We start from the raw sequence: 13725 nt of genomic DNA on the forward strand, positions 1-13725 counted from the left end.
GCAAAGTTAAGTTTAATAAAAAAACTTATTTTTAAAAATATGAATTAAGGGAAGCTATTAATTATGGCTTCCCTTATGAGCCCTAATATTATAAACACTTAGCAGGCGATTATTATAACTAAAACGAGTACAATAGATATTACAATAGAATAGAGAAAAAATTAAAATGTATGAGCAAATAATTCTAGTATAAATGGAACGATTTGGATGAAAAAAATATGCGGAATAATATTGGGAAATATTATCTTAAAATGAAGGAGATGGTTATATAATGAAAGAGGGAACTTATGCAGTTTATAATGGAAAAGTTTATGAGGCTGAACTATGGTCAGAATTAAATAAAAAGGGTATAATAATGCTTATATCAAATGATGATACAGATTTAAATAAAGGATTTGTACAATATAAGACATATGGAATTATTAAAAAAGTTAGGAAAGATGAATTAACAAATGCTTACTATATTCAAAATTTTGCAAAGGTTCAAGGAATTAAGGTTAAAGTAATTGGTGTTGAAGGGGATGATATATCTATCACTTCAAATGATTATAATATTTTTAGAAAGCTTAATATGAAACAGTTCGAACCTTATGTATATATTAAGTTGGTAAAAAAGAAGGATATAGAGGAGGAGTTTGAAGAGAAAAAAGCAATATGGGGTTTTAGTGGGTAAGTAAACAATTTAGAAAGATATTACCGTTAATGTATGTTTTTTTACTGTTCATGTCTTAATTATATAAATACAAGAGGTAAAGAATTATACTATATAACATATTATAATTCTTTGGTGCAATTTTATTTTGTATTGATATGGATATGATAAACATATAATGATAAATTTATATCAAAAGAGGTGTCTCATGGAAATACAAACAATAATACACAAAAAACCTGTGAAAGTTAGTATAATTATATTTTCAATTTTTCTTGTTCTATATTTGGGTATATCAATATTTTTTAGCAATCATTTTTATTTTGGTTCTGTAATTAATGGCATTAATGCTTCAGGTAAAACTGTAGATCAAGTAGACAAACAAATATCAATGAAATCAAAAACATATACAATAGAATTTAAAGAACGAAACGGAGTGAAAGAAAAAATTAAGGGTACTGACATTGCTTTAAAATATAATGCAAAGGATAAAATTCAAGTTTTAAAAGACAATCAGAATTCTTTTGCGTGGATTTTTGCTATTTTTAATACAAAAGCTTCTCAGATGGATGGAATAGTGACTTATGATGATAAACTTTTAAAAGAACATTTTGATAAGCTTTCTTGTATTGATAGTAAGAAAATAATTGAACCTCAAAATGCTAGTTTTAAATATTCAGATAAGGGTTATGCTATTGTAAAAGAAGTTATGGGGAATAAAGTGAATGAAAAGTCTTTGTATGCAGGTGTTGTAAATGCAATTAATAAGGGTGATGCAACATTGAATTTGGATACAAAAAATTATTACATAAATCCTAAATATACTTCAACTTCACAAAAGGTTAAAAATACTAAAATCTTGCTTAATAAGTATACATCCTCAAAGGTTACTTATACATTTGCTGGAGGTAAACAAGTTATAGATGGGTCTATAGTAAATAATTGGCTTGGAGTTAACAAAAATCTTGAAATTATATTTGATAAAGACAAAATTCAAAGTTATGTAAGAAAATTGGATGACCATTATAATACATATGGTAAGGTAAGAAATTTTGCTACATCACTCGGAACAACGGTAAAGGTTAGTGGTGGTGATTATGGATGGTTGGTTGATCGTAGTGGAGAAACAAAAGATTTGATTGCGGCTATAAAAGGTGGACAAACTATAACAAAGCAACCTAATTATACACAAACTGCGGCATCTCATGATGTTAATGATATCGGAAATACCTATGTGGAAATTAATATGACAAAACAGCATTTATGGTTTTATAAGAATGGTTCTCTTGTTGTACAAGGAGATGTTGTTACTGGGAATGTTAGTATAAATGATGCAACACCAAAAGGTGTTTACAGATTAAAATATAAAGAAAAAGATGCTACGTTAAAGGGAGAGGGGTACAGTGTTCCTGTAGCTGAATTTATGCCATTTAATGGGGGTATTGGTATACATCCAGCAACTTGGAGAAATAAGTTTGGTGGAAGTATATATTTGAAAAATGGTTCTCATGGTTGTATAAATTCGCCAGCTAGTTTAGCAAAGACAATCTATGATAATATTGATGCGAATACTGCAATTATTTGTTATTAGCAGTAATTTAACAAAATATTAATGTAGTGTAATATGAATATCGAATAAATAGTTTAGAATAACTGTTTATTCGATATTTTTTTATTTTATATATAAATATCAACATGTAATTTATATGGTGAAAAAATTTGTCTAAGCTTTTCTATATTTCTTAAGAGCTAGGGTGTTTAATACAAGAAATAGAATTGCATAGCCTACAAGCATTAACAAATCAAATTTTACATCTATTAGACTCTTTCCTCGAAGCATTACATCTCGGAGCGCTTCTGCTCCATATGTCATAGGAAATATTTTTGATAAAACCCTCGCCCAAACAGGGGAATTTCTCAAATCAAAAATACCACTAAACATAATTTGGGGAACGATTACTATAGGTATAAATTGAAATAGCTGAAATTCATTACGAGCAAAAGCAGATAAGAGAGTTCCAAGGGCTAAAGATCCAGAAGCAAGAACTAAATTTATTATAAGTACTGTCCAAAAGCTTCCAACCAGTGGAACATTAAGTCCATACACACTAAATAGTTGAAGTATTATGGTCTGAATAGCTACAAATGAGCCAAAACCTAGAAAATATCCTAAAACTATTTCCCATCTTTTTAAAGGTGAGGCAAGTATTCTTTCTAGTGTTCCGCTTATTCTTTCACGGAGAAATGCAACTCCAGCAATTAAAAACACGAAAAAGAATATAAAGAAACCCATAAGAATTGGAGCCATAGAATCAAATGTTCCCATATCTTTAGAACCATGTAGAAAAGTAATTTCGCTTTTCTTAGAAGTACTATTATTTGATAGCTTATTCAGAGTATTCATAACTAAGCTAGTAATAGCTGGGTCAGCTCCTTCTATTGTAATTTTAGGGCTATTTTCCTTAAAAATAATATAAGCATCTATACTTTTATCTTTCAGATTATTCAAAGCAATTTCTTCACTTTCAACTTTTTTTACATTTGCAAGATTTTGTAGTTTGGTTACATAGGTATTTGGTACGGAAGAAATAACATCGATATTAGGAGTTGTTGTTGCTGAGCATAAAATAGCGCTTAAAAGATACATTACAAAAACAGGGGCAACAAACATTAGGGCAATAGATCGCTTATCTCCTCTAAGCTGTTTAATTAATCTTTTAGCGATTGACAATACTCTCATATGTTTTTCACCTCTCCTTCCTTTCCATAATAGAGAAATGCTCCCTCAACAGTATTTTCACCAGAGTTTTTCTTTAACTGATCAGGAGTGCCTATAGCAATTATTCCACCATTTCTAATTAATGCAAGTCTATCACAATGTTCAGCTTCATCCATAACATGGGTAGTTATTATTATTGTAACTCCTTCTTTTCTTAATCGTTCAAATTCTTCCCAAAACTGAATTCTTAGAACTGGGTCAATTCCTACGGTAGGCTCATCAAGAATTAGTATTTCTGGTTTGTGAACTAATGCTATAGCAAGTGATAATCTTCTTTTCATGCCACCTGAATAATTTTTAATGAGCTTCTTGCTTTCATCGCGAAGAAGAACTAATTCTAAAACCTCATCAGCTCTTTTTTTAGCGATTTTTCCATTCATACCATATAAGGATGCAAAAAACAATATATTATCAATGGCAGTTAAGTCTTCATATAGGGCATCACTTTGAGCCATATATCCAATTTTTGAAACTACGCAAAGCGATGGCATTTTAGTTTGAAGTACTTTTACTGAACCTTGTGTAGGTTCATTCATTCCAACAATAGCTTTTATTAAAGTAGTTTTACCTGAACCAGATGGTCCAAGAAGCCCAAGAATTTCTCCTTTTTTCACCGAAAGGTTAATATTCTCAAGAACTACATTTCTTCCAAACTGTTGTTTAAAATTTTCTATCTCAATAACGGTCTCACTACTCATTTATAAATCGCTCCTTTTTACCTATTCCATTACCTCTTTGATATTTTTCCTTTTGACAGACTTTCATCGAACAAGTAACTATATAATTCTTTTTTATAGTTCACTATATCAACTTCTATATATTATTACTAAGATAAAATGAGTGACTACTCACTTTTATTGTAGCGATAAAGAATATTCTGTCAATGAAAATATAAAGTTATGTTAAGTAAATAATTTCGTTTTTTATGGCTCAATCAGAAATCATAAATTATATGAATATCAGTTCAATGAATTTTTCAAAATGGAATTTAGGAGTATTGGTAGATACTAGTGTGTTTTGTTAATTCGATAAGGCATATTTATACTATAATTTCAACAGAGTGTTAGACGAGAAAATTAGGCTATTTATTATGCTTTTTAATTAAGTTGCATTCATATAACTTAGAAAAAATTGTTTTAATAATTGCGTAAATAGGTACAACAGCAAAGGCGGCTAAAGGTCCACCCAATGCAACTGCACTTATTACCAAGAAGATATCAGTTAAAGGGTGAATATCCATTGCTCGAGACATAATTGCAGGAACAACAACTCGACCTTTTAATGTCTGTACAATTATAAATACAATTACAAGTTTTCCAGTCATGACAAACCCCATACTTAAGGCTATAATAGAAGGAATAATCATAGAAATAAAAAAACCTATAAAAGGAATAAAAGCCAAAATAAAGGTTAGAGAAGAAAAAAGAAGAGCATTTGGAATACCTATAATTTTGTAGGCAATATATATCATAATAGACAAAGAAAGAGCTACTTTGGCTTGACCTGTAACATAAGCTTCCAATATTTTATTACTTTCGATAAGAGTTTTTAGTACAAATTCTTTATATTTTTTTGGCACTATAGATGTAATTTTGGTTTTTATATTAGCACCATCCTTAAGTAAATAAAATAATATTATCAAAACAAGGAATAGAGTGGAGAAAGTATGTATTGTGTAATTTACTGTAAACATTAGGTTGTGGACAAAATCTTGCATATAATTATTAGCTATTTTGGCAAAAGTTTTATAAATATCTTGAGAAGGTAAAAATTTATTAATTTTATTCATTATGTTATTAATAGAGTCTTGGTTTTTTGTTATATTTGTTAATTCTTTTATTATTCCATTAAATTCAGTTGCAATATAATTACTAAAGAAAGTTATAGCACCTATGGTAATAAATACTCCTAGTGTTAATGTTAATAGGGCGGAGGAACCTGGTTTTAAGCCGTTTTTCATAAAAATAATATTTAATGGCTTTATAATGTAAAATAAAAACACAGAAAATATAAAGGGAATTAAAAATGACTTGGAAAGTATATTTATAAGTTTATGAATAAAAAACATCTTACCAAAAAAAAGAATGCCTAAAAAAACTAAATTAATAATCAATAAGTCTTTTAGTATATTATGTTCTAAACATAGTAATTCACATCCTTCTCATTAATCTATACAATGTAGTTTGAGCATATAGTTGTGCACTTATTCATTAACTTATCATTTAGATGTATTAAAATAGAAGTTGATAAATCATATTAATTTCGTAAAACAATAGAAATATAAAGGGGGCAAAACAATGTCATTTATTAACTCATTTGATTTATCAATGATGCAATGGATATGGCTAATAATAGCTGCTTTTTTGGTGGGATTTTCAAAAACAGGTATCAGTTCATTTATGATGCCTGTTATACCAATTCTTGCAAGTCTATTTGGAGGAAAGGGGTCCACAGGTGTTATCCTTCCACTATTAATACTTGGAGATATTTTTGCATTATATTATTATAATAGGCATGCGAATTGGGAAAATATAAAAAAACTTTTGCCTTGGTCTTTTATAGGATTAATATCAGGAGTTATAGTTGGAAACTATATTAATGATAAACAATTTAAGGCGGTTATATCTATATCACTATTACTTTGTTTAGTTGTTTTAATATACACGCAGAAGAAAGGTGATAATATAGAAGTTCCAACAAATAAATGGTTTTATGTAATGGCTGGTATTGCTACGGGGTTTACGTCTATGATTGGCAATGCAGCAGGACCTATATTCAGTGTGTATTTATTAACCATGAATTTCAAAAAAAACAATTTCATGGGCACAACGGCTTGGTTTTTCTTTTTAATTAATATATCTAAAGTGCCATTACAAATTTTGTTTTGGCATAACATATCATTTAAGACAATTATACTTACTTTTGGAATGGTACCTGCGATTGCACTTGGCGCATTACTCGGAATGCTAATGATTAAAAAAATCAATGAAAAATACTTCAGATACATTATTATTGTTGTGACAGCATTAGCTGCAGTAAAATTATTAATATAGTTTTATATGTAGCATAAAACATTAATTAATATAAAGTGAAAATACAATTTGAAATTACGACTTTTTTGGCATTTACTACATACAGTATAGGGAGAAACTTTTTTTGTTTAAATGATTTTTAAAATATTTTAAAATCATGATATACAAAAGAATAACTACTTTAATAAGTTGAAAAAAGTTACTAAAAATGGTAAAATAAAGATGCGTACTACTAACTTTTTTTGAACTATAAAAGTCTATTAATTTAATTTATTTAATGTGGGACTTGGGTACCACTTAATTTATAATTTTAGAGGGGGTATTGTTTATGAATGCTAACATAACTAAAAAAATTGTAAAGGTTTCAATTCTAAGTAGTGTAATTTTAACTTTTTTATCTCCAGTCATGGCATATGCAGATGAGTCGAATTTAAAGATTCCTGAGCTGTCATCCTCGCAAAATGGCACACTTATGATGGGACTGGTGATTTGCTTATTAGGCATGGTTTTTGGTTTTTACCAATTCTTGAGGGTAAAGAAAATTAAAGCACATAAATCTATGCTTGATGTTTCAGCAATTATCTTTGAAACTTGTAAAACTTACTTAATCCAGCAGGGTAAATTTATAGCAATTTTATTCCTCATTATAGGTAGTATTATTGCATTTTATTTTGGATATTTGCAAGGAACTAGTTTTAGTGGCGTATTATTAGTACTTGCATGGACAATAGTAGGAATACTTGGTTCCTATGGTGTTGCTTGGTATGGTATTCGAATGAATACTTTGGCAAACAGCAGAATGGCATTTGCGTCTCTGCGGGGTAACCCTTTAAATCTTATTAATATTCCTCTTGATGCAGGTATGAGTATTGGAGTACTTTTAATTTGCGTTGAGCTTTTCATGATGTTAATAATATTAATTTTTGTTCCACGCAGCCTTGCAGGTGCAAGCTTTATAGGATTTGCAATTGGTGAATCTTTAGGAGCAAGTGCATTACGTATTGCCGGTGGTATTTTTACAAAAATTGCCGACATTGGATCGGATCTTATGAAAATTGTTTTCAAAATTAAAGAAGATGACCCTAGAAATCCAGGAGTTATTGCAGATTGTACTGGAGATAACGCAGGGGATAGTGTTGGGCCTACTGCTGATGGGTTCGAAACTTATGGTGTAACAGGAGTTGCTTTAATCTCATTTATTGTTCTTGGGGTTGGTATGGCATTTCCAGAATCACAGAGATTAATTATTCAGAGTACTTTACTTACATGGATTTTTACAATGCGTATATTGATGGTTATTACGTCGGTTGTTGCATTTTATATAAATAGAGCTTACAACGGAATGAAATATGGCAATAAGGATGACCTTGATTTTGAACAACCTTTAACAAATCTTGTTTGGATTTCATCAATATTATCAATAATTGTTACTTTCGCAGTTAGTTATTTTGTTCTTGGACCTGGTACTGATGTTGCATTAACTGCACATTCAAGTAGTCTTTGGTATATATTAGCTATTATTATTAGTTGCGGTACTTTGGGTGGTGCACTTATTCCTGAGGTTACTAAAATATTTACTAGTGGTAAATCAAAGCATGTACAAGAGGTTGTCACAGCTTCAAGAGAGGGTGGAGCTTCATTAAACATTCTTTCAGGACTTGTTTCTGGTGACTTTAGTGCATTTTGGCAAGGAATGGTATTTGTTGGTTTAATGTTTGTAGCATATTTTACAAGCACATTTGGATTAAGTGATATTATGATGTATCCTTCAGTGTTTGCCTTTGGTTTGGTTGCTTTCGGATTACTTAGTATGGGTCCAGTAACTATCGCAGTGGATAGTTATGGCCCTGTAACAGACAATGCACAATCAATTTATGAATTATCACTTATTGAAACTATTCCTAATATTGATAAAGAAATAGAAAAAGATTTTGGATTTAAACCAAATTTTGATAAAGCTAAATATTATCTTGAAGCTAACGATGGAGCAGGAAATACATTTAAAGCAACTGCGAAACCAGTACTTATTGGTACAGCAGTTGTTGGAGCAACAACAATGATTTTCTCACTTATTCTAGTTATTCAAGACGTATTAAAAGTTAAACCTGAAACTATTCTTAATTTGCTTAATCCGTACACTATTTTTGGATTCATGTGTGGTGGTGCGATAATTTATTGGTTTACAGGTGCATCTACTCAGGCAGTTTCTACGGGTGCTTATAGGGCAGTAGAGTATATTAAGAAAAATATACAACTAGATGATGATGCAGATAAAAGGGCTTCTACAGAAAAATCTAAGGAAGTAGTTAAGATTTGTACTAAATATGCACAAAAGGGTATGTTTAATATATTCGTTGCAATATTCTCTTTTGCACTAGCATTTGCATTTTTCTCAGCTCCTAGAGGAAATAACACTGAACCGGTTGCGTTCTTTGTATCTTATCTTATATCTATAGCAGTTTTTGGACTTTTTCAAGCTATATTTATGGCAAATGCTGGTGGGTGTTGGGATAATGCTAAAAAGGTTGTTGAGGTTGACTTAAATGAAAAAGGAACTCCACTTCATGATGCATGTGTTATTGGCGATACAGTTGGTGATCCTTTCAAAGATACATCATCTGTAGCACTAAATCCAATAATTAAATTTACAACTTTATTTGGTATGCTAGCAATGGAGATTGCTATATCAGAAAAATTCAGGGCAGTTGCTCCATATATTGGTGCAGTATTCTTTATAATTGCTATTGTTTTTGTATGGCGCTCATTCTACAGAATGAGAATTAAAAATTAAGAAAAATTTTAAAATATAGGGACCAGATTTTAATATAAAATCTGGTCCCTATATTTTATACAGGGTTATAATTTTCTTAGAAAGAGAATTATAGAATTTATTATTAAAGTCTGGACAACTTATGTAATAAATTTTATATGCAAATAAAGGGGGTACAATACATATTATTTACAAACAAATTGAAAATTGTGTAATTTTTGCGTATAATAAATATTAATAACAAGATATTATAAATGATTCTGAATATTATTTATTACATATAAGAAGGAGCGGGTTTAAATGAAAATTTTATTAATAGATGACGAAGAAAGTATTCTGAATCTAGTCCGTATGAACCTAGAATTGGAAGGCTTTGAGGTAATAACTAGTGCTAATGGAAATATCGGTATCAAGGCATTTCAAAACCAAAAACCAGACCTAGTGTTACTCGACTTAATGCTTCCTGATTTAGATGGTTATGAAGTAATGAAGAGAATGCAACAAATTAATAGAAAAATTCCTATAATCATTCTAACTGCAAAGGGTCAACTCAATGATAAACTCCTAGGGTTACAGTTAGGTGCAGATGATTATATTACAAAACCATTTGATAGTCGGGAAATTATACTTCGAATTCGGGCAATTTCAAGACGAATAAATCAATCAAAACTTATTAATGAAAATTGTGGTAATAAAATAGAAAAAGGATTCATCAAGCTACTAAAAGCTGAAAGAAAGATTTTTATAGATTCAATAGAAGTGCAATTTACTTTTCGTGAATTTGAAACCTTAAATCTTTTAATACAAAATATAGATAAAGTTTTTACAAGAGCAGAGTTATTAGAAAAACTTTGGGGATCGATTATGAGGGTAACACAAGGGCTGTTGATATTTATATAGAACGAATTCGTAAAAAACTTAAAATCCATGGTAATGCCATTCAAACTATTTATGGTGCTGGATATAGATTAGAGGTATGATATGAAAATTGGTATAAAAAATAAAATTGTGATTATGAATGTAGCCGTTTTGCTTCCGGTTTTGCTTATTGTATGCTTTATTACCATTGGTAATCTTTATAAAAATATATTGAATAATTCAATTACCATGCTAAAACAAGAAAGTTACAACAGTCAATTAAATATAATCACTTATTTAGACAACGAAAAAAACACAGGCTTGCCAGTGCTTCTTAAAAACATGACCCCTTTTATTGCTAAAAACTTTTCAGATCATTACAAATTCAGAATTCAACTATACAACAAGGATGGATTAATAGGGGATTCCGATAAGTACCCTACAATTTTGGAGAATAAAGATGTGGTTCATGCACTTTCAGGTACCAAGTCCTATATTATAAAAAAAATTGAGGATAAGCAATATATTTTATTTTCCAGTCCACTTTATTTTGAAGAAGAAACTATTGGTTGTTTTCGATATATTTATCCTCTAGATAAAGAAATAGGTTTAGTTAAAAATACCAGTATAACCATGATGCTGTTAGGAATACTTGCACTGTTTCTTTCTATTCTTTTAAGCAATGCATTTTCTAGAAAAATTGTAAGTCCTATTTTATCTTTAAAGGAAGCCTCACAGAAGGTTGCAGATGGTGATTTTACAAATAATATAGAAATTGATACTACGGATGAAATTACAGATTTAGCGGATTCATTTAATCTTATGTCTACTAATATTAATAACTATATTTTAAAATTAAAAGATGAAAAAGCAAATCAAAAAAGATTTTTAGATAACGTTACCCATGAATTAAAAACCCCTATAACTTCAATTATCGGATATGCAGATCTACTTCCTAGGGTAAAGACTGAGGAAGACAAAATCCAATGTTGCGATTATATCCAAAAGGGTGGACAACGATTGCTTTGCCTTGTGGAAGAATTGTTAAACCTCTCTAAATTAAATAAGGAAAATTTTCAAATGGATTTGGAGCAAACAAACCTTAAAGTTGTAATAGAGGAAAGTTTGTTAATATTAAAACCTAGATTAGAAAAATACAATATATCTATAAAAACATTGTTATTTGAACATTTTATTTGTATAGATAAACAGAGAACAGAACAAGTATTTCTAAACATACTTGATAATTCAATAAAATATAGTGATTGTACTTCTATAGTTATAGAAATGTTTTTAATGGCAGAATCTTTAATTGTTTCTATAACAGACAATGGTGTAGGCATACCAAAGGAACACTTGAAAAAGGTATTCGAGCCTTTTTATACTGCAAATAAAACGCTGCAAAATCAGCATGGTGGTATGGGTCTTGGACTTGCCATTTGTAAGGAAATCATGAAAAAGCAACAGGGAGATATTTCTATAAGTAGTTACAATGGAACAAAGGTAGAATTATACTTTAAACTGTTACAAAATTGATGCAATTTTGATGTAATTTTGAAAACGTTTTTTGATACCATAAGGAGGAAGAGAGTAATAAATATTTTAAAGAAATATAAAAAGTTGGTTATTATTTATTTTGTTTTTATGCTATCACTAGGAATCATAACATTTTGGCAATATGAAAAAAATTATGACCATTTAGTACTTATTCAGGATAGAGAGCAAGTTTTAGAAGTTGTAAATACCTCCACACCTGTGAAATTAGAAGTTTATAGTAACCGTTGGGGAAAGACAATTATTTCTGAGAGCAGTGTTATTCGAGATGTATGGGATATTGCAGACGAAATGTCTAAGAGTAACCCCTTACAAAAAAGTCAGAATGCATATGATTCTGATAAAATTAGTGGCACTATTTATTATTTAAATAATAAAAAATCTGCTTTTAATTTAGGGAGTTACTTAAAAATTGGTGATATTATATATGGAAATCCTAAAGATAAGCCTTATGTAGATCAGCTTAAAAATTATATTAATGAAATTTTATGTTCTCCTGAAAATCTAAGCAATCTTATTAATGAGCGTAATAAAGTTACAGTAGTAGATAGCAATAACAATATACAAAAATGTGGTCGTGATGATAAAACCTCTATTTGTAATAAAATACTAAAATGTTCTAAGATTCACGGAAATGAAGCCCTAGAAAAAGCAATAAATACAAAGGGGAAAGTGATATACCACATAAAAACATATTTAGAGAAAGAAAGCAATTCCAGCCCAAACACAAAAGAAACTTCCTATGCAATTATAAATATTGATGTATATGAAAATGGATACATTGTTATTCAAGATTTTAGTAATGAGGTAGTAACTGCAATTTACATGAAAGGAGATTTAGTAGAGGTTTGTAAAAACATCAGTAAAACTGGTATTTAATTTCTATACTTGATGTATTTTGGAGGTGCCTTAATGAAAGCTTACAAATTTACTATATTTATTTTACTCTTCTTTTGTTTTACAATGCTCATTGCATGCAATAAAAACCAAAGCGCTTATCCTAATTTACAAGGTGAAAAACTTTTGGTTTATGTAGCCTTTCATGAAGATGAGGCTAAACCTTTATTAGAAGGATTTAAAGAAAAAACCGGTTGTGAGTATTCCCTTTTGAGATTTCCTACTGGGGAAGCTTTAGCCAGGGCAATGGATGAAAAAACAGCCCCTAGAGCAGATGTTTTTTTAGGAGGCACAGTAGATGCCCATGAGTACATGAAAAAGGAAGGTATAATTGAAAAATATATTTCGAAAAATGCCAGTTATATTTCTGAAAAATATAAAGATAAAGATGGGTATTGGACAGGACTTTATATAGAAGCATTATCTATTGGTATCAATAAAGAACGATGGGATGCGGAATTTAAATCAAAGGGAATAAAAAAACCGGAAAGTTTTGAAGATTTGTTAAACCCTGCTTTTAAAGGTGAAATTATAATACCTGACCCAAAAACATCAGGCACTGGCTACACATTTGTTTCTTACCTTGTGCAATCTATGGGAAAGGAAAAAGCCTTAGAATATTTAGGAAAACTCAATCATAATGTAGCACAAGTTACTGCAAATGGTATTACCCCAGCAGAAAAAGTAGGTATTGGTGAATATTTAATTGCTATTAATTTTATAAATCAACAGCTTATCGTTAAAAAGTCTGGATTTAATATACAATCTAAAATTCCTAAAGATGTGGGATGGACTCTTTGCGCAGTTTCTAAAATAAAAAATGGTCCAAACTCTAAGGCTGCAAATGCTTTTATAGATTATTGCTTAACGGCGCAAGCTGGAAATGATTTAAAAAATTTCTCAATGGCTATGTCTACAAGGAAAGATGTGTCTTTGCCAGAGGGAGGACAAAATTTAAATAATCTTCTAGATAGTGATAAATACGATTTTAAAAAAGCTGGTATTGATAAAGAAGAAATGTTAGATGCTCTTAAAAAAATCAAACCGTAAATTTGTATATTAATATATAGATTGATTATCCCACAAAAAGCTTGTAATTACTTCCAAACGTAGTAATTATGATATAATAATATCAAAATCAGTACGTAGAGGAGGATTACTATGTTTTGCAAAAATAACGTTC

General features: G+C 29.8%; 10 protein-coding genes and 1 pseudogene. 8 read left to right on the plus strand and 3 right to left on the minus strand.

Going from position 1 to position 13725, the window contains the following annotated elements; genetic code table 11:
* Positions 1-271: 271 nt before the first annotated feature.
* Both KPL38_RS08765 and KPL38_RS08770 read left to right on the plus strand, forming a co-directional pair.
* On the plus strand, positions 272-673 hold the full coding sequence (locus KPL38_RS08765) for a UCP033725 family protein (RefSeq protein WP_216288769.1): 402 nt from the start codon (positions 272-274) through the stop codon (positions 671-673).
* A gap of 187 nt (positions 674-860) precedes the next feature.
* Complete coding sequence (locus KPL38_RS08770; protein WP_216288770.1) at positions 861-2243, plus strand: L,D-transpeptidase family protein; 1383 nt, start codon at positions 861-863, stop codon at positions 2241-2243.
* Positions 2244-2375: 132 nt separating this feature from the next.
* Here the strand turns inward: KPL38_RS08770 and KPL38_RS08775 are convergent, their stop codons facing one another.
* From KPL38_RS08775 to KPL38_RS08785, 3 genes are all read right to left on the minus strand, one after another.
* Entirely contained in the window at positions 2376-3392 is a 1017-nt protein-coding gene (locus KPL38_RS08775; protein WP_216288771.1) for an ABC transporter permease, read from the minus strand.
* On the minus strand, positions 3389-4129 hold the full coding sequence (locus KPL38_RS08780; RefSeq protein ID WP_216288772.1) for an ABC transporter ATP-binding protein: 741 nt from the start codon (positions 4127-4129) through the stop codon (positions 3389-3391). The genes KPL38_RS08775 and KPL38_RS08780 overlap by 4 nt, the downstream gene beginning before the upstream one ends.
* A 383-nt stretch (positions 4130-4512) precedes the next feature.
* Positions 4513-5544, minus strand: a complete 1032-nt coding sequence (locus KPL38_RS08785) for an AI-2E family transporter (RefSeq protein ID WP_246577886.1) — start codon at positions 5542-5544, stop codon at positions 4513-4515.
* A 184-nt stretch (positions 5545-5728) separates the two neighbouring features.
* Here KPL38_RS08785 and KPL38_RS08790 point away from each other — a divergent pair, with 184 nt between their 5' ends.
* From KPL38_RS08790 to KPL38_RS08815, 6 genes and pseudogenes are all read left to right on the plus strand, one after another.
* On the plus strand, positions 5729-6484 hold the full coding sequence (locus tag KPL38_RS08790; RefSeq protein WP_216288773.1) for a sulfite exporter TauE/SafE family protein: 756 nt from the start codon (positions 5729-5731) through the stop codon (positions 6482-6484).
* A gap of 307 nt (positions 6485-6791) precedes the next feature.
* On the plus strand, positions 6792-9254 hold the full coding sequence (locus KPL38_RS08795; RefSeq protein ID WP_216288774.1) for a sodium-translocating pyrophosphatase: 2463 nt from the start codon (positions 6792-6794) through the stop codon (positions 9252-9254).
* A 342-nt stretch (positions 9255-9596) separates the two neighbouring features.
* A pseudogene (locus KPL38_RS08800) lies at positions 9597-10213 on the plus strand (response regulator transcription factor).
* Between the two features lies 1 nt (position 10214).
* On the plus strand, positions 10215-11627 hold the full coding sequence (locus KPL38_RS08805) for a sensor histidine kinase (protein WP_216288775.1): 1413 nt from the start codon (positions 10215-10217) through the stop codon (positions 11625-11627).
* Between the two features lie 108 nt (positions 11628-11735).
* The gene (locus KPL38_RS08810) at positions 11736-12524 is read left to right on the plus strand and encodes a DUF3919 family protein (RefSeq protein WP_216288776.1); all 789 of its coding nucleotides are present in this window, start codon (positions 11736-11738) and stop codon (positions 12522-12524) included.
* Between the two features lie 33 nt (positions 12525-12557).
* Complete coding sequence (locus KPL38_RS08815) at positions 12558-13592, plus strand: ABC transporter substrate-binding protein (RefSeq protein ID WP_216288777.1); 1035 nt, start codon at positions 12558-12560, stop codon at positions 13590-13592.
* The last annotated feature ends 133 nt before the right edge of the window (positions 13593-13725 follow it).

It is taken from the genome of Clostridium psychrophilum (assembly GCF_018861705.1).
GTDB lineage: Bacteria > Bacillota > Clostridia > Clostridiales > Clostridiaceae > Clostridium_AD > Clostridium_AD psychrophilum.

Coding starts and splice junctions, on each gene's coding strand:
- KPL38_RS08810 (WP_216288776.1), top strand. CDS start 11,736: ATGCTATCACTAGGAATCATAACATTTTGGCAATATGAAAAAAATTAT.
- KPL38_RS08780 (WP_216288772.1), bottom strand. CDS start 4,129: ATGAGTAGTGAGACCGTTATTGAGATAGAAAATTTTAAACAACAGTTT.
- KPL38_RS08815 (WP_216288777.1), top strand. CDS start 12,558: ATGAAAGCTTACAAATTTACTATATTTATTTTACTCTTCTTTTGTTTT.
- KPL38_RS08770 (WP_216288770.1), top strand. CDS start 861: ATGGAAATACAAACAATAATACACAAAAAACCTGTGAAAGTTAGTATA.
- KPL38_RS08775 (WP_216288771.1), bottom strand. CDS start 3,392: ATGAGAGTATTGTCAATCGCTAAAAGATTAATTAAACAGCTTAGAGGA.
- KPL38_RS08795 (WP_216288774.1), top strand. CDS start 6,792: ATGAATGCTAACATAACTAAAAAAATTGTAAAGGTTTCAATTCTAAGT.
- KPL38_RS08790 (WP_216288773.1), top strand. CDS start 5,729: ATGTCATTTATTAACTCATTTGATTTATCAATGATGCAATGGATATGG.
- KPL38_RS08805 (WP_216288775.1), top strand. CDS start 10,215: ATGAAAATTGGTATAAAAAATAAAATTGTGATTATGAATGTAGCCGTT.
- KPL38_RS08765 (WP_216288769.1), top strand. CDS start 272: ATGAAAGAGGGAACTTATGCAGTTTATAATGGAAAAGTTTATGAGGCT.